The organism is Bradyrhizobium sp. NBAIM01 (genome assembly GCF_020194115.1).
Lineage (GTDB): Bacteria > Pseudomonadota > Alphaproteobacteria > Rhizobiales > Xanthobacteraceae > Bradyrhizobium > Bradyrhizobium yuanmingense.
Window position 1 is genome coordinate 559565 of record NZ_JADYVU010000003.1, and the last position, 18776, is coordinate 578340.

The window sequence follows — 18776 nt, forward strand, 5'->3', positions numbered from 1 at the left end:
TCGTAGCGGCCGCGGCTCCGGTTCGGATAGCGATGGTCTCAGATCGCCTCGCCGCGTGCCCCAAGTGCCGCGTTGCGGATCGCGGCGATGTTGGTCTTGTAGGCCTCCTGCGTGCCGCCTTTGAACACCGAGGTGCCCGCGACGAAAGCGTTGGCGCCGGCCGCGGCGAGCGCACCCGCGACATCGGGGCCGACGCCGCCGTCGACCTCGATGTCGATCGGGCGGCCCGCAACCATCGCGCGGATGTCCCGGATCTTGTTGATCGCGGAGGGGATGAAGGCCTGGCCGCCGAAGCCGGGATTGACCGACATCACCAGCACGAGGTCGACGAGGTCGAGAACGTATTCGAGCGCGCTGATCGGCGTCGCCGGATTGAGCGAGACGCCGGCCTTCTTGCCGAGCGCGCGGATCGCCTGGAGCGAGCGGTGCAAATGGGGACCTGCCTCCGCGTGCACGGTGACGTGGTCGCAGCCGGCCTTCGCGAAGGCCTCGAGATAGGGATCGCAGGGCGAGATCATCAGATGCGCGTCGAAGATCTTCTTGGTGTGCGGGCGCATCGCCCTGATGACGTCAGGACCGTAGGAGATGTTCGGAACGAAGTGCCCGTCCATCACGTCGAGATGGATCCAGTCGGCGCCGGCGGCGTCGACGCTGCGCACCTCCTCGCCGAGCTTCGAGAAATCCGAGGCCAGGATCGAGGGCGCGATGGCCAGGGGGCGGGGGGCGAAAGCTTGGGTCATGGCGCGTTTTCCCGGGGCGGACGGACGACGAATGGCCTCGCCTAACATGGGCTCTTGTGGCGGGCAATGCAGGAGGGGCGCGCTTCCTGTGGGCGGAAATTTCTGCCGCCGGCGGCATGAATTGCCGATGTTCCCGCGGCCTGCACGACCCGACGGATGCGGAATTCGTTGAGCTTTTCGCGATGGCACGGCGCTTGCTGAGTTCAGCCGCAGAACATTGGTCGCGGCATGCCGCATCCTGTTGGAGTTGTGCAATGTTGTTCGCCCTTGGTGCGGTATCGAGCGCGCTCGACGCGATCCAGTCGCTGACAAACGCGAAATCGTCGTCGGCGGCGCACAAGACCGGCTCCTCGCAGAGCGCGCCGACCAATCCGTTCGCAATCGACAGCGGCAGCAGCAGCACGACCGGCGCGACCTCGTCGGTCAATGCAGGTAAATATCCGCAGATCTCGGCGGAGACGATGAATGCGCTGTTCGCGGCGCAGGGCCAGTCGGCCAACGGCACATCCTCGTCGTCGAAGGGCCGGGAGGCTGCGCTGAAGGATCTGTTCTCGCAGATCGACGCTGACGCCGACGGCAAGATCACCAAGTCCGAGTTCGAGGACGCGCTCGGAGCGGGCGGCACCAACCTGGCCCAGGCCGACGACGTGTTCTCGAAGATGGACGCGAATGCGGATGGCAGCGTCAATCTCGGCGAGATGACGAAGGCGCTGAGGGGCGGTCACGGCCGTGATCACGCGGAAGGCGCGGGCGATGGCTCGGATTCCTCGTCGCAATCCAGCCGCGGCTCGACGTCGACCACGACGACCAATGCCGACGGCTCGACCACCACCACCGTCACCTATGCCGACGGCTTCAAGATGTCGACCACGGTGCCGGGCGCCGCCAGCTCGTCGAATGCGAAAGGTGGCGGCAATTCGCCTTACGATTGGTTCGGGCAGATGATGCAGCGCCAGGCGCAGGCCACTGCGGGATCAGCAGCTTCATCGATGTCGATCAGCGTGTGAGCGCGTCCCGAAGTTACCCGGCAAGTTCGTGCGTGATGTCACGACAGGCATAGCGGTCGCGGATCTCGCGATTGAAGAACGTTCCTTTTGCGCGCGCATCCCTGAACGCAGCAGCGATCTCGGGCGGAACATCCTCATAGACATAGAGGCGCCCGCTGACGAACGTCACCTTCAGTTCGCGTCTCTCTGGCGCATAGCGAAAAAAGCGGATCACGGAAGAGGGCATGGCCGCACACCTTGTCCGCCGGGTAACGCTTGGGTGACGGTTTCGTTTCTAGCCGAACCGGTCCTTCCAAGCCGCCTGCGCGCCCGGAAACGGTAGGGCCGTCGCGCTGTAGACGCCGCGGGCGATCGCGCGGGCGACCACGTTGGCGGCGATCGTGCCGAGCTCGGTGAGGCCAACCAGCGGCTCGATCGGCGTTTCGCAGGTGGCGGCGGCGAACAGCACGTCGCCGTCGGTCGGCGCATGCACCGGATAGATCGCGCGGGCGAAGCCGGTATGCGCGATCATCGCCAGCCGCTTGGCCTGGGGCTTGGTCAGCACCGCGTTGGTCACGACGGCGCCGATGGTGGTGTTCTCGCGCGCGCTCGCGGCAGGACCGCCCTTGATGCGCATGCGGAGGATGTCCTCGGTGAACTTGTCCGGCAGGCCGCGTCCACCGAATTCGCCGTCCACCTCGAACGGCGCCGCCCAGAACCACGGGCCATTGCCGACGGTGACGCTGCCCACGGCGTTGACGGCGACGATCGCCGCGACCTTGATTCCGCTCGGCGTCACGGCCGATGCCGAGCCAAGCCCGCCCTTGAACGTCGCGGTGGTGGCGCCGAAACCGGCGCCGGCGCTGCCAAGCGCGAAATCCGCGCTGGTGGCGGCAGTCGCCGCGGCATAGCCGAGGTCGCGATACGGCGAGAAGCGTCCCCAGGCCTTGTCGCCGCCATTGAGCAGGTCGAACAGGATCGCCCCCGGCACGATCGGGATCAGCGCTTCGCGAACCCGGTGGCCGCGGCCCTGCTCGGCGAGCCAGGCCTGCACGCCGCCGCCGGTGTCGAGGCCGAAGGCCGAGCCGCCCGACAGCGCGATAGCGTCGACGCGCTCGACCGTGTTGGCGAGATCGAGCAGTGCATCCTCGCGCGTGCCGGGGCCGCCGCCGCGCACGTCGATCGCGGCGATCGCAGGAGAATCGAAGATGATCGCGGTCGCACCGGAACCGACTTTCGGATCTTCGGCGTGGCCGACCCGGACGCCGGCGATATCGGTGAGAAGGTTCTTCAAGGCGGCCTCGTGTTTGAGAATTCACGATCTGCGATAGCGCAGCAATGCCGCAGGCTCAACCGGCGAGCGCGGTCCTCAGCATCTTGGCGAGCTCGGACTTGCGGTAGGGCTTGGCCAGCAGCAGCACGCCGGAATCGAGCCGGCCGTGATGGACGATGGCGTTCTCGGTGTAGCCCGAGGTGAACAGCGTCTTCAGGTCGGGGCGGCGCTTGTGGGCTTCGTCGGCCAGCTGGCGGCCATTCATGTTGCCGGGCATGATGATGTCGGTGAACAGCAGGTCGATGGTCTCGTCGCTGTCGATGATATTGAGCGCCTCGGCGCCGTTGGCGGCCTCGAGCGCGGTATAGCCGAGGCTCTTGACCTGCGTCACGACATACTGCCGCACCAAGGCATCGTCCTCGACGATCAGGATCTTCTCGTTACCGCCGGTGATTGGCGCATTCTGGAGCGATTCGAACTCGGTCTCCTGCACACCGGTCGAGCGCGGCAGGTAGATCTTCACGCTCGTGCCGTGGCCTTCCTCACTGTAGATCTTGATGTGCCCGCCCGATTGCTTGACGAAGCCGAACACCATGCTGAGGCCGAGGCCAGTGCCCTTGCCAACCTCCTTGGTCGTGAAGAAGGGATCGAACACCCGGTCGATCAGCTCGGCAGGAATTCCGGTGCCGGTGTCGCTGACCGCGATCATCACGTAATTGCCGGCAACGACGTCGGGGTTCATGCTGGCATAGCCGTCGTCGAGGAAGATGTTGCGGGTCTCTAGCACCAGGGTGCCGCCCTCGGGCATGGCGTCGCGCGCGTTCAGCGCGAGATTGAGGATCGCGGTGGAGAGCTGGCCCGGGTCGACCAGTGTCGGCCAGGCATCCTCGGTGAGCTGCGGCATGATGGTGATCTGCTCGCCGAGCGTCGGATGCAAGAGCTTGGCGGCTTCGAGCGCCAGTGCGTTGACGTCGATCTCGCGCGGCTGCAGCGGCTGCTTGCGGGCGAAGGCGAGCAGGTGCTTGGTCAGCTGCGCGCCGCGCTCGGCGGCGTCGTCGATCAGCTTGGTGATCGCGGCAAGATCGGGCCGGTCGGCGACCGCGTCGCTGAGAATGCCGATCGTGCCCGTGATCACGGTCAGCACGTTGTTGAAGTCGTGGGCGACGCCGCCGGTCAATTGGCCGATCGAGTCCATTTTCTGGACCTGCCGGAGCTGGGCTTCGGCGGCCTGCTTGTCGGTGAGGTCGCGGCCGATGAAGAAGTGGCGTTTCACCGGCTCGGACCAGGTGCCCATCCAGTTCAGCGTGACCTCGTGACCGTCGTAATGGTAGTAGCGCGCCTCGAAGCTGCGCTTGACCGCGCCGCGACGGGCCGCGCGCATCTCGCTCCGCGTCTTCTCGAGATCGTCGGGATGGATGAACTCGATCGCGCTGTGCCCGACCATGTCCTCGGGGCTGTAGCCGAGAATGTTCTGCACGCTCGGGCTGACCTGGACGAAATTGCCGTAGCCGTCGGTGACCAGGATCAGGTCCTGCGATGTCTCGAAAATCCGCTGGCGTTCCTCGGTCTCGCGGCGCAGCTTCTCTCTAGCCTGCTTTTCTTCCGTGATGTCATGGGCGATCTTGGAAGCGCCGATGATCTCTCCATCGTCGGTCCGCAGCGGCGAGACGTTCAGGACGACGTCGAGCGGGCGGCCGTCTTTGCGGATTCGGACCGTCTCGTGCTGGGCGATCGATTCATTGCTGGCGATCTGGTTGAGGGTGCTTCTGATCTCGCCCTTGCGATCCGGCGGCACGATGATGTCGATCGGCTTGCCGACGGCCTCGGCGGCGGAGTAGCCGAATAGGTTTTCGGCGGCCTTGTTCCAGCTGGTGATGATGCCGTCGAGCGACTTGGTGATGATCGCGTCATTGGAGGATTCGACCACGGCGCCGTACAGCGCGAGGCGCTTGCCGAAATAGTCGCGTTGCGAGGCCGATTGCTGGCGCAGCTTTCCGACGAGGCCCACTGTATGCGCCTGGAGGCGGACATTCTCGATCAGAAGCACCGCGAGCACGAAGGTCGCCGCGGCGAGGCCGTAGAGCCGGCCGGCATAGAATCCGAGATCGAAGCGCGCGACGTTGACGATCGCCGACAGGGCGATGTCGAACAGCCAGGCGCACATGACCACCATCAGCCAGATGTCGATCACCGTATGCGGCCTGCGGAACCAGAGCGAGACCAGCGCGGCAAAGCTCAGCGACCACACGAAGGACACGACGCCGATCATGGTCGCCGTGTAGCGGCCCTCGCTCAACAGGACCGGCAACAGATCATGCTGCGCGGTGACGATCCAGGCGAAGACCGCCATCGCGGCGACGACGCCGAGCCCGCAGGCATAAATCGCGGTGCTTACCGCGCCGCGGATCCGGGGCCCACCGTCTTTCTCCTTCAGCCAGGCATATGCCATCACGCAGAGCGGAAAGCCGGCGTGCCAGATCATGTAGAGCCACACCGTGGTCTGTCGGCCCGCGCCCAGGAGTCCGGTCGGGGTGAACAGCCCTGGGAAGGTGAGGGCATGAACCAGCGCCGCCGCGGCGGTGAAGAGATAGCCGCTGGCGAGCCACAGCAGCGCGCGGGTGCGCAGGATCGCAAATTGCGACAGCAGCAGCACTGCCGTGACGATGTCGCTCACGGCCAGCGCGGATTGATAGCTGGCGACGAAGGCTGGCACCGGCAGGAGCGGGGTACCGGCGAAGGGCACGGCTGCGGCGAACAGGAGCGAGGACACACCGACAATCGTCAATGCTGCAGTGCGGTCGGCCGACGTGGCCGGCAGCGTCGACAGAAATGTGCTTCGGTCGATCGGCGCAGGCACGTCCATTTCGCGCGAGTCGATGGGCTTGAGCATCTCCGCTAGTCTCATTCGCCGGCAGTCCGTTCATCGTAGCGGGTTCTGGGCGCAGGTGGTCACGGAACCGGTTTACGACTCAACCGAGGGTTACAGCTTACCTAATTTCGGTGAGAGCACGGAACAGGGATTGGTAAGGGGCACTTTACTGGGCGGTGTCATAATGCCCTGCCGCTGCGGCCGGTTCCAGGCTTGAAACAGGCGATTTTGATTTCGAGATCGGGAGTTTGCCCCCATGCCCCGCGTTCTCATCATCGACGACCAGAAGGACGTCCGCGCGATGGTGGCGATCGTGCTTCGGGTCAACCATTTCGAGGTCGTGGAGGCCGAAACCGGCGCGGAGGGGCTGAAGGCCTTTGCGGAAAGCCGCTTTGACGCGGCGATCGTGGACATCTTCCTCGGCGATACCAGCGGCGTCGACGTCATCACCGCCTTGCGCGAACGCGCGCCGGCGCTGCCGGTGATTGCGGTATCCGGGATGACGGCACTCGATTTCATGGACCAATCGCCCCACCTCGCCAACGTGGTCGGCCTGCAAAAGCCGTTTCGGCCGAACGATCTGCTGCAGGCCCTGCGCAAGGCCCAGGCCGGGGCCGGCGGCGAGATCTCGGCCGCGGTCTGACCGGGCAAAAGAACGCCCCGGCAAGCCGGGGCGTGGTCGATGGCGGGAGCCTTTCGGGGGATCGCTGATCGGGATCCCCGAAGAGCATCCTGGAATCAGGAGCCCTTGATCAGGAGCCCTTGGCGCCGAGCTCGGCGTAATTGCCCTTGGCGTCCCACTTGTAGACGACATAGTCGATCTGCTTGAGGTCGCCCTTGGCGTCAATTTCGATCGGGCCGAGCACCGTGTCCCACTTGCCGGCCTTGATGGTCTCCATGACCTTCTTGGCGTCGGTGGTGCCGGCCTTCTTGACCGCCTGCGTCCAGACCTGCAGCGCAGCGTAGGTATAGAGCGTATAGCCTTCCGGATCGATGCCCTTGGCCTTGAACGCCTCGACGATCTTCTTCGCGGTCGGCTTGTTGCGCGGGTCGGGACCGAAGGTGAACAGCGTGCCTTCGCCGGCGGGACCGGTGATGGAGGCGTACTCCTTGTCGGCGAGCGCGTCGCCCGACATCAGCACCGTCTTCATGCCCTGATCGCGCATCTGGCGGAGGATGAGGCCGGCTTCCTGATGGTAACCGCCGACATAGACGAGCTCGACATTGTCCTTCTTCAGGCGCGAGACGATCGCGTTGAAGTCCTTGTCGCCCTTGTTGTAGGATTCGTACATCTTCTCGGTGATGCCGGCCTTGTTGAGCGCCTTCTTGGTCTCGTCGGCAAGACCCTTGCCGTAAGTGGTCTTGTCGTTGAGGATCGCGATGTTCTTGCCCTTGTAGTTCTTGGCGATGTACTGCGCGGCGATCAGGCCCTGCTGGTCGTCGCGGCCGCAGACTCGCGCCACGTTCCACAGCTTGCGCTCGGTGAAGAGCGGGTTGGTCGAAGCCGGGGTGATTTGCAGGACGTTGCCGTCCGCATAGGCTTCAGAGGCCGGGATCGAAGACGACGAGCAGAAATGGCCGGCGACGAACGGGATCTTGGCGCCGGCGATCTTTTCCGCGATCGAGCGGGCCTGTTTCGGATCGCAGGCGTCGTCCTCGGCGTTGAGCGCGAGCTTCTTGCCGTTGACGCCACCGGCGGCGTTGATGTCGGCGACGGCCATCTCGGCGCCGTTCTTCATCTGGCGGCCGAAGGCGGACTCGCCGCCGGTCATCGGGCCTGCGACTGCGACGGTGACATCCTGCGCGAATGCCGCGCTCGATAGCGCGAGCGATGCGCCGAATGCCAGACCGATGAGCTTCAGTGATTTCATGAGATACCTCGCGGGTGGTCGCCTGTGGAAGTTGCCGGGCATGCCCGGTTCAAACCGGCGCCATTCTTGAATGAATTCGAGGAGAAGTCACCGGCAAAATACGGGCATACGCCAAGATATCTAGCCGCATTCTCGCGCAGGGCGGGGCCGGTCAGTGCCGGCCGCCTTCCAGATAAGCGGCGCGGATTTCGGGGCGCTGCAGCAATTCGGCGCCGCTGCCGGCCAGCGTGATCAGGCCGTTGACCATGACATAGCCGCGATGGGCCAGCTTGAGGGCGTGGTTGGCGTTCTGCTCGACGATCAGCACGGTCAGGCCGTCCTGCCGGTTCAGTGTGCGGATGGCGTCGAAAATCTGCCGCGCGATGAGCGGGGCGAGCCCCAGCGAGGGTTCATCGAGCAGGAGCAGGCGAGGGCGGCTCATCAAGGCGCGGCCGATGGCCAGCATCTGCTGCTCGCCGCCGGACAGGGTTCCGCCGCGCTGGGCGAAACGTTCCTTCAGGCGGGGAAACAGGGCGAACACGCGCTCGAGTGTGCTCTCCCGTTCCGCCGGCGTGCTCTCGGTGACGTCGGCCCCCATCTGGAGGTTCTCGGCGACGCTCATGCGCGGGAAGATGCGGCGGCCTTCGGGCGACTGCGCGATGCGCAAATGGGCGATCTCGTGGGTCGGGACGGCCGTGATGTCCTTGCCCTCGTACAGGATCTGCCCGGCGCGGGCGCGCGGCTTGCCGAAGATCGTCATCATCAGCGTCGACTTGCCGGCGCCGTTGGCGCCGATCAGCGCCACGATCTCGCCGGAATTGATGTCGACGTCGACGCCCTTCAAGGCCTCGATCTTGCCGTAGGCCGCGCGCAGGCCCCGGATCGCGAGCAGGGGGGATGCCGCCGTCACGATCCGCTCTCCATGACGGCCATGGCCTCTTCCTCGTCGGCGCCGAGATAGGCGGCGATCACCTTGGGATCGTCGCGCACCTCGCGCGGCGTGCCTTGTGCGATCTTCACCCCGTGATCCATCACCACGATGTGGTCGGAGATCTCCATCACCACCGACATGTCATGCTCGATCAGGAGGATCGACGTTCCCAGGTCGTTGCGGATCGAAAGCAGGAGCTCGTTCAACGCGGCGCTCTCTCGCGCATTGAGGCCGGCAGCCGGCTCGTCGAGGCACAGCAGTGCGGGCTCGGTGCACATCGCGCGCGCGATCTCGAGGCGGCGCTGATCGCCATAGGCGAGATTGCCGGCGGCATCGTCGGCGCGGTCCAGCAGGTTGACCCGCTTCAGCCAGTCGGAGGCGAGATCAATCGCGCGCTTTTCTGCGTCGCGATAGGCGGGCGCGCCGACCAGGCCGAGCAAGGTGAAGCCCGAGGCGCGCATCAGCATATTGTGCTGCGCCACCATCAGGTTTTCGAGCACGGTCATCCCGGGAAACAGGCGGATGTTCTGGAACGTGCGCGCGACCTTGGCTTGCTTGGCGATACGGAAGTCATTGAGCCGCTGGAGCGCGATTTCCTTGCCGTCATCGTGGGTGAGGCGGATGGCGCCGCCGGTCGGCTTGTAGAAGCCGGTGATGCAGTTGAACACCGTGGTCTTGCCGGCGCCGTTCGGCCCGATCAGCGCGGTGATCTTCTTCCTCTCGGCGGCGAACGAGAGATCCTGCACGGCGACGATGCCGCCGAAGCGCATCGTCAGCCGGTCGACGCTGAGGATCTTGTCGCCGCTCATCCGTGTCCTTCCTTGACGAGGTCGGAGGAGATGGCCTGCGCCTTCTTCAGATAAACGGTCGGCGCGCGATGGCCGACCAGGCCGCGTGGCCGCCAGATCATGATCAGCACCATGGCCCAGCCGAACACCAGCATACGATAGGTCTCGAGGCCGCGGAACAGCTCGAAGCCGCCGATCATCGCCAGCGCGGCGAGCGCGACGCCCAGCTGCGAGCCCATGCCGCCGAGCACGACGATGGCGAGCACCAGCGCCGATTCCTGGAAAGTAAAGGATTCCGGGCTGATGAAGCCCTGGCGGGTGGCGAAGAACGCACCGGCGAAGCCGCCGAACATGGCGCCGGTCGCAAATGCCGTGAGCTTGGTCGTCGTGGTGTTGATGCCGAGCGCGCGGCAGGCGACCTCGTCCTCGCGCAAGGCTTCCCAGGCACGCCCGATCGGCAGCCGGCGCAGGCGGATCGTCGCCCAATTGGTGAGCAGCGCCAGCGCCAGGATCAGATAGAACAGGAAGACGATACGGTGGGTCGCCGAGTACTCGATGCCGAGCTTGTTGGCCAGCCCATCGTCAGTGTTGCTCAGCGGAATGCCGAACAGGGTCGGACGCGGAATACCGGACACGCCGTTCGGTCCCCCGGTCAGATCCTGCCAGTTGATCAGGACGAGGCGGATGATCTCGCCGAAGGCGAGCGTCACGATGGCGAGGTAGTCGCCGCGCAGGCGCAGCACGGGGAAGCCGAGCAGCACGCCCCAGAACGCGGCGAGGATGCCGGCGAGCGGCAGGCAAATCCAGAACGACCAGCCGAAATTGGTGGCGAGCAGCGCGTAGGAATAGGCGCCGACGGCATAGAACGCGACGTAGCCGAGATCGAGCAGGCCGGCGAGCCCGACCACGACGTTGAGGCCCCAGCCGAGCATCACATAAGTGAGCACGAGAATGGCGAGGTCGAGGATGTAGCGCTGGTTATAGAAGATCACGGGCACCAGCAGCGTGAAGATCAGCAGCGCGGGCGCAAGGTAGCGGCCGACCAGCGACACGCCCTTCTGCAACGCTGGCGGCACCAGCTGCTCGGTGCCGGCCGGGCCGATCCATTGCCTGAGCAGCTCGATCACGATCGAGCCGCCGAACACCGCGGCGACGAGGGAGGCGAGCTCGCCGAATCGCGTCCAATAGGTGAGCTGGCCGTCGGAGCCCGCCTCGGTGCGGACGCCCACCATCAGCGAGAACAGCACCAGCGCGATCACTGCGTTGATGAAGGCGGTCTTGAGGAGAGCGGGGATGCCCGTTGCAGGTTTGGTCGTGTGGGTGGAGGGAGCTGTCACGCGCGTCAGACTTTTTCGACTTCGGGACGGCCGAGCAGGCCGGTCGGCATGAAGATCAGCACGACGATCAGGATCGAGAACGCCGCAACGTCCTTGTACTCGACCGAGAAATAGGCCGACCAGAACGTCTCGATCAGGCCGATCGCAAGGCCGCCGAGCATGGCGCCGGGCAGCGAGCCGATGCCGCCGAGCACCGCGGCGGTGAAGGCCTTGATCCCGGCGACGAAGCCCATGAAGAAGTCGACCAGGCCGTAATAGAGCAGGTACATCAGACCCGCAACGGCGGCGAGCGCCGCGCCGATCACGAAGGTCATGGAGATGGTGCGGTCGACGTTGACGCCGAGCAGCGCTGCCATGGTCTGATCCTGCTCGCAGGCGCGCATGTCGCGCCCGAGCCGGGTGTTCGACACCAGCCAGGTGAAGATCGCCAGCAGCACGATGGTGGTGATGACGACGATGATCTGGATGTTGGAAAGCTGGATGACGAAGCCGTCCGCGCTTTCATGCAGCGTATAGCCGCCGGTGATGACCGGCGGGATCGGCTTGACCCGGGCGCCTTGCGCCACTTGCGAATAATTCGTCAGCACGAAAGACATGCCGATGGCCGACAGCATCGGGGCGAGGCGGAAGGAATGGCGCAGCGGCCGGTAGGCGATGCGCTCGATGGTCCAGCCATAGAGCGCGGTGATCGCCATCGAGACCAGCAGCACCACGAGCAGGATCAGGGGAATGGCCGTGAGGCCGAGCGAGATCAGGATCAGGAAGGTGATGAGGGCGATGAAGCCGCCGATCATGAAGACGTCGCCATGGGCGAAGTTGATCATGCCGACGATGCCGTAGACCATCGTGTAGCCGATCGCGATCAGGCCGTAGATCGAGCCGAGCACGAGGCCGTTGATGAGCTGCTGGGCGAAATAATCCATAAGCTGCCGTACCCAAACTTGACGCTGCTCAAAGGGAGCTCTTGCAGAGAGTTCTTGGGCCCCGGCAGCCCTTGAGCATTTGGGTTTTGTAACAGGAGGGAACTGGCGGCTGCAACTGGCCCGGTCTCCACCTTAAGGCTTGTACAGAGATCATTTCGGCGCCGGGTTCCCTGGGTCCTGCGAGGAACCCGGTTCCCGAGGCAACCAAAGTGGATGCCGGCCGTTGTCTCCCCTCTGACGTCCAACAAGGGAGTTTCCCCGAATGACGAAGCAGCAGAACCAGAATCCGGGTCAGCAGAGTCAGAATCCCGGCCAGCGCAACCCGCAGCAGGGTGGTGGCCAGAAACCCGGACAGCAGCAGCAGGACCCGCGCCAGGGCGATCGCCCGGGCCAGCAGCAGGGCGGCCAGCGCGATCAGGAATAGCGAGTTTGGGAGCCCAGGAGTGAGGAGAGGCCCCGCCGGAAGGCGGGGCCTTTTTTCTTGGGGCAATCGTTTGCCCGTCATTCCGGGATGGTGCGTCAGCAGCAGGCCCGGAATCTCGAGATTCTCAGGTGCGCAATTGCGCACCATAGTTCGGCTCCTGCGAGCCGCCCCGGAATGACGAAAGCGGGCGGGCAGTTAAGGTAAACAAAGGGTTTAAATTGCCGCCACAGTCTGATGCGAGTTAGCTCCGGCATGGCCGCCGCCTTCCATCGAAGGCTCGGCAAATCAGGCGGGAAGCGGCATGTTCAGGAATTGGCGGATCGGCTCGGTCAACGGCGCGCTGCTGGCGGCCTATTTCATTCCCGTCTGGAGCCTCATAGCCTTCAGCATCATCGTCGCGCCCGTGCGCGGCCTCTACGAGCGGCCGAGCGTCGCGGTGGCGCTGTACCTGAGCGACCATCTGCAGATGGCGGGCATGGACACGGTGCGTGCCGCCTGGCTGCTGGCGCTCGGAAGGCTGACCGTGGTGGCGTTCTTTGCAATCTACCTCGTGCTGCTCTGTATTCCCCGCACCCGTAAGGGCGGCGGCAGTGACGAGGCGCTCGGGATTGCGCTGGCGATCGGCAGCCTGATCTCCTTTGCCAGCATGGTGATGGCCTCGAAGGTCGGCGAGATGGCCGCGCTTCGGCTCCACGCCACCGAGCTCCTGATGCTGCTCGGTGCCGCCGTCGTGCTCGTGATCGAGAAGCCGGAGGCAGCGTCGAAGGCGGCCGAGGTCGCCGCACCGCCGAATCTTCAGCCTCTAGGTCTTGAGCAGGCCGAGCTCCTGCACAATCGCTGAGGCTTCCTTGACGGCGTGGTTCGCCGCCGGCACGCCGCAATAGATCGCCTGCTGCAGCAGGATCTCCTTGATGTCGTCGGGCGTGAAGCCGCCCTCGGCCAGCGCCGCACGCACGTGCAGGCGGAATTCGTCCCATTGCCCGAGCGCGACCATGGTGCCGATCACCAGCACGCGCCGCGTGCGCTCGTCGAAATGCGGCCGCGTCCAGATCTCGCCCCAGGCGTAGCGGGTGATCAGGTCCTGGAAGTCGGTGTTGAAGGCATTGCGGTTCGCGATCGACTTGTCGACCCAGGCATTGCCCAGCACCTTGCGGCGCACATTCATGCCGGCATCGCGGCGCTTCTGGTCGTCCATTCTGTTCCTCCTCTTTCGTCATTGCGAGCGCAGCGAAGCAATCCAGAAATGTGTCCGCGGAGACGGACTGGATTGCTTCGTCGCTGCGCTCCTCGCAATGACGGTTGTTGCTAGCGCTGCGTCAGGAACCCCACCACCGCATCCGTGAACGCATGCGGCTGCTCGACGTTCGAAATGTGCGCGGCGTCGATGATCGTCATGCTGGCGCCGGGAATGCTGGAGCGGATCAATTCGGCCGCCGAGATCGGCGTCGCCACGTCGTGGCGGCCGGCGATCACGAGCGTCGGGCTCTTGATTTTCGGCAGCAGCGCGCGCTGGTCGAGCGTCGACAGCGCCTCGCAGCAGGCGAGATAGCCCTCGACAGGCGAGGCGAGCAGCATCGACTTCATCTTCGCGGTGATCGCAGGCTCGCGCTCGCGGAAATCCTGGGTGAGCCAGCCCGCGATCACGGCATCCGCGACCGCGGCGATGCCTCCCTCCTTTACCGCCTTGATGCGGTTGTGCCAGTTTGTTGGATCGGGATAGTAGCAGGACGTGTTGGCGAGGATCAGCTTGCCGAACCTTTCGGGCGCATTGCCGCCGAGCCATTGCCCGACCATGCCGCCCATCGACAGGCCGCACCAATGCACCTTCTCGATGTTGAGGTCGTCGAGGATCGCGAGCACGTCGCGGCCGAACCGCTCCATCGTGTAGGGGCCAGGCGGGACGTTCGACTTGCCGTGGCCGCGGCGATCGTAGCGGATGACGCGGAACACCTGCGTCAGCGCCTTCATCTGCGGCTCCCACATCTGCAGCGTGCAGCCGAGCGAGTTCGACAGCATCAAGGTCGGCCCGCCGTCGCGGCCTTCGACGGAGACGTTGAGGAGGCATCCGTCGGCATCGATCATGGGCATGCGGCGTCTCCGTTCTTAATCTTGATCGAGGTTGTCGAGCAGCCGGTCGATCAGCGCCTGTGAGGCCCCTTGATAGGCCATCGGCTCGAACAATGCCGCAATTTTTTCCGGCGAAAGGTGCGCGATGACTTGCGAATCGGCCGACAGCACCTCGCGCAGATGCTTCTTCTCGGCGACGGCACGCTTGCTCGCGGCCTCGACGAGATGATGCGCGTTGCTCTTGCCGATGGCTTCGGCGAGCGCGAAGGTGACGGCCTCGGCCATGATCAAGCCATGCGTCGCATCGAGATTGCTGCGCATGCGCGCCGCATCGACCTCGAGACCCTCGGCGATGTCGACGACGGCAGCCAACGCGCCTGATGTGACCAGCATCAATTGCGGCAGCGTCGGCCATTCGGCGTGCCAGGGGCCGGCGCTGCGTTCGTGGTCCTGCACCTGGGCGGCGAAGATCGTCGCGGCGAGCTGCGGGGCCATGGTGGAAGCGCCCAGCGCGCTTGCGGCGGCGACCGGGTTGCGCTTGTGCGGCATGGTCGAGGAGCCGCCGCGGCCTTCGCCGGCTGGCTCGAATGCTTCGGCGACGTCGGTCTGCATCAGCAGCGAGACGTCGCGCGCGATCTTGCCGCAGCTGCCGGCGAGAATGGCGAAGCAGGATGCGGCCTCGGCGATGCGGTCGCGATGGGTATGCCAGGGCGCCTCGGGCAGCGGCAGGTCGAGCTCCTGCGCCAGCCGTTCGGCCACCGCGAGCCCCTTGTCGCCGAGCGCAGCGAGCGTGCCGGCAGCGCCACCGAATTGCAGCGCGAGGCCCTCGCGGGAGAGCCGCCGCAGGCGGCAGCGGGCGCGGGCAAGGCTCGAGGCGTATTCGGCGGCCTTCAGCCCGAACGGCATCGGCAGCGCATGCTGGAGCCAGGTCCGCGCCACCATCGCGGTGTTGCGATGGCTGCGCGCCATCGCGGCAAAGCCCTTGATGGCACGGCTGAGGTCGGCATCCAGCGCCGCGATGCCGGCGCGCAGCATCAGCATGGTCGCGGTGTCGATGACGTCCTGGCTGGTCGCGCCCCAATGCACGTAGCGCGCGGCCTCCGCGTCATTCTTGCCGACATTGACGGTTAGCATCTTGACCAGGGGAATCGCGAGATTGCCCGACCGCGTCGCGGCCTCGGCCAGTGCGGCCATGTCGAAGCCATCGGCCTTGCACGCCGCCTCGATCGGTCCGACGGCGGATGCGGGAATCACCGCACTGGCCGCCTCGGCCCGTGCCAAGGCTGCCTCGAAATCGAGCATGTTCTGCAAGGTCGACCGATCGTCGCAGACCACGCGCATGGCGGCGCTCGACAGCATCGGTGCGAGCAGGGGGGAGATGGATGTGCTCATGTTGCGCGCGACCTAATCATCATGGCCCGGCCGTGCCAATCCCCCACCGCCCGCACACGTCATTTTGCAGTTGCGAATATGCATTGCACGTGACCGGGCGCCGGCCTTTTCTTTGCCGCGCCGCTGCGTTACTTGATCAGCACTATAGTTACGCGATCCGGGAGGCACCCTCATGGCCATGACGATGAACGGCGAAGTCCAGCTTGCAGCGCCGCGCGAGGCCGTGTGGGCCAAGCTCAACGATCCCGAGGTGCTGAAGGCCTGCATCCCCGGCTGCGAGGAGCTGGAGAAGACCGACGACGGCGGCTTCCGCGCGACGGCGAAGATGAAGGTCGGGCCGGTGTCGGCGCGCTTCAAGGGCAAGGTCACGCTGTCCGATCTCGACCCGCCGAACGGCTACAAGATCTCCGGTGAGGGCGAGGGCGGGGTGGCCGGATTCGCCAAGGGCGGCGCGACCGTCAAGCTCGCCGAGAAGGACGGCGGCACGCTGCTCTCCTACGACGTCGAGGCGCAGATCGGCGGCAAGTTGGCGCAGCTCGGCCAGCGCCTCATCAACGGCGCCGCCAAGAAGCTTGCCGATGAGTTTTTCGCGAACTTCGCCAAGGCCGTACAGGGCTGAAGGTCCAATACCTTTAGGGTAGCGCCTTCGGCATGGCGCCTTGCGCCCGGGGCGATGTTGCCCCGGGGCATAATGGCCCATATGATGGGTTGGAATAATTATAAGAACCGCTTCGACGGGACCCGTCGGGGTGCTGACAGAGAGTGCTTATGGCAAAAATCTCCCTCATCGTGAACGGCAATCCAGTCACCGCCAATGTCGATCCCCGCACGCTCCTGGTGCAATTCCTGCGCGAGAATCTGCGGCTGACCGGCACCCATGTCGGCTGCGACACCTCGCAGTGCGGCGCCTGCGTCGTGCATCTCGACGGCAAGGCCGTGAAGTCCTGCACCACGCTTGCGGTGATGGCCGATGGCCACGAGGTCAAGACGATCGAGGGGCTGGCTGCGGACGGCGCGCCGCTGCATCCGATGCAGGAGGCCTTCCGCGAGCACCATGGCCTGCAGTGCGGCTTCTGCACGCCCGGCATGATCATGACTGCGATCGACATCGTGCACCGCAAGGGCCACGAGCTCGACGACCACACCATTCGCGAGGAGCTCGAAGGTAATCTCTGCCGCTGCACGGGCTACCAGAACATCGTCGCCTCGATCTCCGCCGGCGCGAAGGCGATGGCCAAATCCGACCTCGCGTAACGCGCCTCCCGCGATCAGGACATACAGATGTACGAATTCAAATATCATCGCCCTGGGACCGTTCGCCAGGCGGCCAACCTCCTGGTGAAGAACGAGGACGCCAAGGTGATCGCCGGCGGCCACACGCTGATTCCCGTCATGAAGCAGCGCCTCGCCAGTCCCCCGCATCTGGTCGACCTCTCCCACATCGAGGGGCTCAATGCGATCGAGATGAAGGGCCGCTCGCTCGTGATCGGCGCCACCGCCAAGCATGCCGAGGTCGCGACCTCCGCCATCGTCGGTGAAGCCATTCCGGCGCTGGCGAACCTTGCCGGCGGCATTGGCGATCCCGCCGTGCGTCACAAGGGCACGATCGGCGGCTCGCTCGCCAACAACGATCCGACTGCCGATTATCCGGCCGCGGTGCTCGCGCTCGGGGCCACCATCGTCACCAACAAGCGCCGCCTCAAGGCGGAAGAGTTCTTCCAGGGCCTGTTCACGACCGCGCTCGAAGCGGATGAGATCATCACCAAGGTGATGTTCCCGCTGCCGAAGAAGGCCGCCTATGTCAAGTTCCGCAACCAGGCCTCGCGCTATGCGCTTGTCGGGGTGTTCGTGGCGCGGCGTCCTTCGGACGTGCGCGTTGCCGTCACCGGTGCGGGCTCCGAAGGCGTGTTCCGCGTCACCGCATTCGAGGAAGCCTTGAAGAAGCGCTTCGCCTCGAAGGCGCTGGAGGGCATCGCGGTACCGGCCGAAGGCCTCAACAGCGACATCCACGGCAGCGCCGAATACCGCGCGCATCTCATCGGCGTGCTGACGCGGCGCGCCGTCGATGCCGCCAATGCCAAGGAATGAGCTGACCTCATTCCTCGGTCCAGACCTGTCCCCGGTGAGGGCGAAGCGAGACTGGCTTTTTCATGACTTCAGCGGCTACTTCTTCCGGTGCTTTGCCGGCATCGGTCGATGCGATGCTCGAACTCCTGACGTCGCGCGGCTATCTCGCTGAGCGCTCGCTGGCGACGGTGACGTATCTGTCGCTGCGTATGGGCCGACCGCTGTTCCTGGAAGGTGAGGCCGGCGTCGGCAAGACCGAGATCGCTAAGGTGCTCTCGGCGGCGCTGGGGCGGAAGCTGATCCGCCTGCAGTGCTATGAAGGCCTCGACGTCTCCTCCGCGGTGTATGAGTGGAACAGCGCGTCGCAGATGATCGCGATCCGGATGGCGGAAGCCGCGGGCGACACTGATCGCGATCAGCTTTCGAGCGATATCTTCGCCGACCGCTACATGATCAAGCGGCCGCTGCTCCAGGCGCTGGAGCTTGATGTCGCCGGTCCGCCGGTGCTGCTGATCGACGAGCTCGACCGTGCCGACGAGGCGTTCGAAGCCTACCTGCTCGAGATCCTCAGTGACTTCCAGGTGACCATCCCCGAATTCGGCACCGTGAAGGCGCCGCACCCGCCGATCGTCATCATCACCTCCAACCGCACCCGCGAGATCCACGACGCGCTGAAACGGCGCTGCCTCTATCACTGGGTCGATTATCCCGCCGCCGAGCGCGAGCTCGCGATCGTCAAGACACGTGTACCCGGCATCTCCGCCAAGCTGTCGCAGCAGGTCGTGCGTTTCGTGCAGGCGCTGCGCAACCAGGACTTCTACAAGTCGCCGGGCGTTGCCGAGACCATCGACTGGGCTACCGCGCTGTCGGAGCTCGATGCCCGCTCGCTGACCCCGCAAGTGGTCGGCGACACGCTGGGCGCGCTGCTCAAGTACCAGGACGACATCACCCGGATGCAGGGCGACACGCTGCAGAAGGTGCTGAAGGACGCGACGAGCGAGAATTGATCTTCACGTCATTCCGGGGCGCGCGTTAGCGCGAACCCGGAATCCATCGGGCCGCAGAGTTGGTGGATGAATGGATTCCGGGCTCGATGCTGCGCATCGCCCCGGAATGACGACCGAGGGTG

General features: G+C 65.2%; 20 protein-coding genes. 8 read left to right on the forward strand and 12 right to left on the reverse strand.

Annotated elements, in window-relative coordinates:
• Positions 1 to 38: 38 nt before the first annotated feature.
• Positions 39 to 740 carry a ribulose-phosphate 3-epimerase gene (gene rpe, locus I6F31_RS13450; protein ID WP_036012875.1) on the reverse strand — a complete coding sequence of 234 codons (702 nt, stop codon included), beginning with the start codon at positions 738 to 740 and terminating at the stop codon, positions 39 to 41.
• Between the two features lie 254 nt (positions 741 to 994).
• Here rpe and I6F31_RS13455 point away from each other — a divergent pair, with 254 nt between their 5' ends.
• On the forward strand, positions 995 to 1747 hold the full coding sequence (locus tag I6F31_RS13455; protein ID WP_225185530.1) for an EF-hand domain-containing protein: 753 nt from the start codon (positions 995 to 997) through the stop codon (positions 1745 to 1747).
• Between the two features lie 13 nt (positions 1748 to 1760).
• Here I6F31_RS13455 and I6F31_RS13460 read toward each other — a convergent pair whose 3' ends face one another.
• The 3 genes from I6F31_RS13460 to I6F31_RS13470 are packed head-to-tail and all read right to left on the reverse strand — an operon-like array spanning position 1761 to position 5889.
• Positions 1761 to 1973, reverse strand: a complete 213-nt coding sequence (locus I6F31_RS13460; protein ID WP_036027804.1) for a KTSC domain-containing protein — start codon at positions 1971 to 1973, stop codon at positions 1761 to 1763.
• 48 nt (positions 1974 to 2021) lie between these two features.
• A complete protein-coding gene (locus I6F31_RS13465) occupies positions 2022 to 3020 on the reverse strand; it encodes a P1 family peptidase (protein ID WP_225185531.1) in 999 nt (332 codons plus the stop codon).
• A gap of 55 nt (positions 3021 to 3075) precedes the next feature.
• Positions 3076 to 5889 (reverse strand): PAS domain S-box protein, encoded by a 2814-nt coding sequence (locus I6F31_RS13470; protein ID WP_036043571.1) that lies wholly within the window; start codon positions 5887 to 5889, stop codon positions 3076 to 3078.
• 235 nt (positions 5890 to 6124) lie between these two features.
• Here I6F31_RS13470 and I6F31_RS13475 point away from each other — a divergent pair, with 235 nt between their 5' ends.
• The gene (locus I6F31_RS13475; protein ID WP_225185532.1) at positions 6125 to 6511 is read left to right on the forward strand and encodes a response regulator; all 387 of its coding nucleotides are present in this window, start codon (positions 6125 to 6127) and stop codon (positions 6509 to 6511) included.
• A gap of 109 nt (positions 6512 to 6620) precedes the next feature.
• On the opposite strand, the gene I6F31_RS13480 is transcribed toward I6F31_RS13475, so the two are convergent.
• From I6F31_RS13480 to I6F31_RS13500, 5 genes are all read right to left on the reverse strand, one after another.
• Entirely contained in the window at positions 6621 to 7739 is a 1119-nt protein-coding gene (locus tag I6F31_RS13480; protein WP_036012868.1) for a branched-chain amino acid ABC transporter substrate-binding protein, read from the reverse strand.
• Between the two features lie 151 nt (positions 7740 to 7890).
• A complete protein-coding gene (locus I6F31_RS13485; protein WP_025037253.1) occupies positions 7891 to 8628 on the reverse strand; it encodes an ABC transporter ATP-binding protein in 738 nt (245 codons plus the stop codon).
• On the reverse strand, positions 8625 to 9458 hold the full coding sequence (locus I6F31_RS13490) for an ATP-binding cassette domain-containing protein (protein WP_036012867.1): 834 nt from the start codon (positions 9456 to 9458) through the stop codon (positions 8625 to 8627). Before I6F31_RS13490 ends, I6F31_RS13485 begins: the two co-directional genes overlap by 4 nt.
• Positions 9455 to 10774 (reverse strand): high-affinity branched-chain amino acid ABC transporter permease LivM, encoded by a 1320-nt coding sequence (gene livM, locus I6F31_RS13495; RefSeq protein ID WP_225114385.1) that lies wholly within the window; start codon positions 10772 to 10774, stop codon positions 9455 to 9457. Before livM ends, I6F31_RS13490 begins: the two co-directional genes overlap by 4 nt.
• 5 nt (positions 10775 to 10779) lie before the next feature.
• Positions 10780 to 11697 carry a branched-chain amino acid ABC transporter permease gene (locus I6F31_RS13500; RefSeq protein ID WP_057029507.1) on the reverse strand — a complete coding sequence of 306 codons (918 nt, stop codon included), beginning with the start codon at positions 11695 to 11697 and terminating at the stop codon, positions 10780 to 10782.
• Positions 11698 to 11959: 262 nt separating this feature from the next.
• Here I6F31_RS13500 and I6F31_RS13505 point away from each other — a divergent pair, with 262 nt between their 5' ends.
• Both I6F31_RS13505 and I6F31_RS13510 read left to right on the forward strand, forming a co-directional pair.
• Positions 11960 to 12121: a hypothetical protein gene (locus I6F31_RS13505; RefSeq protein ID WP_167361691.1), complete on the forward strand. Its 162-nt coding sequence runs from the start codon at positions 11960 to 11962 to the stop codon at positions 12119 to 12121.
• A gap of 301 nt (positions 12122 to 12422) precedes the next feature.
• A complete protein-coding gene (locus tag I6F31_RS13510) occupies positions 12423 to 12962 on the forward strand; it encodes a hypothetical protein (protein WP_036012858.1) in 540 nt (179 codons plus the stop codon).
• Here the strand turns inward: I6F31_RS13510 and I6F31_RS13515 are convergent.
• The 3 genes from I6F31_RS13515 to I6F31_RS13525 form a co-directional block, all read right to left on the reverse strand.
• Positions 12924 to 13316 carry a carboxymuconolactone decarboxylase family protein gene (locus I6F31_RS13515; protein ID WP_024340834.1) on the reverse strand — a complete coding sequence of 131 codons (393 nt, stop codon included), beginning with the start codon at positions 13314 to 13316 and terminating at the stop codon, positions 12924 to 12926. The genes I6F31_RS13510 and I6F31_RS13515 overlap by 39 nt on opposite strands.
• A 110-nt stretch (positions 13317 to 13426) precedes the next feature.
• Positions 13427 to 14209: a 3-oxoadipate enol-lactonase gene (gene pcaD / locus I6F31_RS13520; protein WP_225185533.1), complete on the reverse strand. Its 783-nt coding sequence runs from the start codon at positions 14207 to 14209 to the stop codon at positions 13427 to 13429.
• Between the two features lie 15 nt (positions 14210 to 14224).
• Positions 14225 to 15580 (reverse strand): 3-carboxy-cis,cis-muconate cycloisomerase, encoded by a 1356-nt coding sequence (locus tag I6F31_RS13525; protein ID WP_225175034.1) that lies wholly within the window; start codon positions 15578 to 15580, stop codon positions 14225 to 14227.
• Between the two features lie 172 nt (positions 15581 to 15752).
• Between I6F31_RS13525 and I6F31_RS13530 the strand changes: the two genes are divergently transcribed.
• The 4 genes from I6F31_RS13530 to I6F31_RS13545 all read left to right on the forward strand — a co-directional run bounded on the left by I6F31_RS13530 (position 15753) and on the right by I6F31_RS13545 (position 18654).
• On the forward strand, positions 15753 to 16199 hold the full coding sequence (locus I6F31_RS13530; RefSeq protein WP_036043583.1) for a carbon monoxide dehydrogenase subunit G: 447 nt from the start codon (positions 15753 to 15755) through the stop codon (positions 16197 to 16199).
• Positions 16200 to 16348: 149 nt separating this feature from the next.
• Positions 16349 to 16834, forward strand: a complete 486-nt coding sequence (locus I6F31_RS13535; RefSeq protein WP_014494194.1) for a (2Fe-2S)-binding protein — start codon at positions 16349 to 16351, stop codon at positions 16832 to 16834.
• Positions 16835 to 16861: 27 nt separating this feature from the next.
• A complete protein-coding gene (locus tag I6F31_RS13540) occupies positions 16862 to 17668 on the forward strand; it encodes a xanthine dehydrogenase family protein subunit M (RefSeq protein ID WP_036012847.1) in 807 nt (268 codons plus the stop codon).
• A 62-nt stretch (positions 17669 to 17730) separates the two neighbouring features.
• Positions 17731 to 18654 carry a MoxR family ATPase gene (locus tag I6F31_RS13545; protein ID WP_225185534.1) on the forward strand — a complete coding sequence of 308 codons (924 nt, stop codon included), beginning with the start codon at positions 17731 to 17733 and terminating at the stop codon, positions 18652 to 18654.
• Positions 18655 to 18776 lie beyond the last annotated feature (122 nt).

Excerpts from the sequence above, each read along its gene's own strand:
- I6F31_RS13530 (WP_036043583.1), top strand. The coding sequence starts at position 15,753 with ATGGCCATGACGATGAACGGCGAAGTCCAGCTTGCAGCGCCGCGCGAG.
- I6F31_RS13470 (WP_036043571.1), bottom strand. The coding sequence starts at position 5,889 with ATGCTCAAGCCCATCGACTCGCGCGAAATGGACGTGCCTGCGCCGATC.
- I6F31_RS13510 (WP_036012858.1), top strand. The coding sequence starts at position 12,423 with ATGTTCAGGAATTGGCGGATCGGCTCGGTCAACGGCGCGCTGCTGGCG.
- rpe (WP_036012875.1), bottom strand. The coding sequence starts at position 740 with ATGACCCAAGCTTTCGCCCCCCGCCCCCTGGCCATCGCGCCCTCGATC.
- I6F31_RS13460 (WP_036027804.1), bottom strand. The coding sequence starts at position 1,973 with ATGCCCTCTTCCGTGATCCGCTTTTTTCGCTATGCGCCAGAGAGACGC.
- I6F31_RS13475 (WP_225185532.1), top strand. The coding sequence starts at position 6,125 with ATGCCCCGCGTTCTCATCATCGACGACCAGAAGGACGTCCGCGCGATG.
- I6F31_RS13535 (WP_014494194.1), top strand. The coding sequence starts at position 16,349 with ATGGCAAAAATCTCCCTCATCGTGAACGGCAATCCAGTCACCGCCAAT.
- I6F31_RS13500 (WP_057029507.1), bottom strand. The coding sequence starts at position 11,697 with ATGGATTATTTCGCCCAGCAGCTCATCAACGGCCTCGTGCTCGGCTCG.
- I6F31_RS13545 (WP_225185534.1), top strand. The coding sequence starts at position 17,731 with ATGACTTCAGCGGCTACTTCTTCCGGTGCTTTGCCGGCATCGGTCGAT.
- I6F31_RS13480 (WP_036012868.1), bottom strand. The coding sequence starts at position 7,739 with ATGAAATCACTGAAGCTCATCGGTCTGGCATTCGGCGCATCGCTCGCG.
- I6F31_RS13540 (WP_036012847.1), top strand. The coding sequence starts at position 16,862 with ATGTACGAATTCAAATATCATCGCCCTGGGACCGTTCGCCAGGCGGCC.
- I6F31_RS13455 (WP_225185530.1), top strand. The coding sequence starts at position 995 with ATGTTGTTCGCCCTTGGTGCGGTATCGAGCGCGCTCGACGCGATCCAG.
- I6F31_RS13525 (WP_225175034.1), bottom strand. The coding sequence starts at position 15,580 with ATGAGCACATCCATCTCCCCCCTGCTCGCACCGATGCTGTCGAGCGCC.
- I6F31_RS13490 (WP_036012867.1), bottom strand. The coding sequence starts at position 9,458 with ATGAGCGGCGACAAGATCCTCAGCGTCGACCGGCTGACGATGCGCTTC.
- pcaD (WP_225185533.1), bottom strand. The coding sequence starts at position 14,209 with ATGCCCATGATCGATGCCGACGGATGCCTCCTCAACGTCTCCGTCGAA.
- I6F31_RS13515 (WP_024340834.1), bottom strand. The coding sequence starts at position 13,316 with ATGGACGACCAGAAGCGCCGCGATGCCGGCATGAATGTGCGCCGCAAG.
- I6F31_RS13505 (WP_167361691.1), top strand. The coding sequence starts at position 11,960 with ATGACGAAGCAGCAGAACCAGAATCCGGGTCAGCAGAGTCAGAATCCC.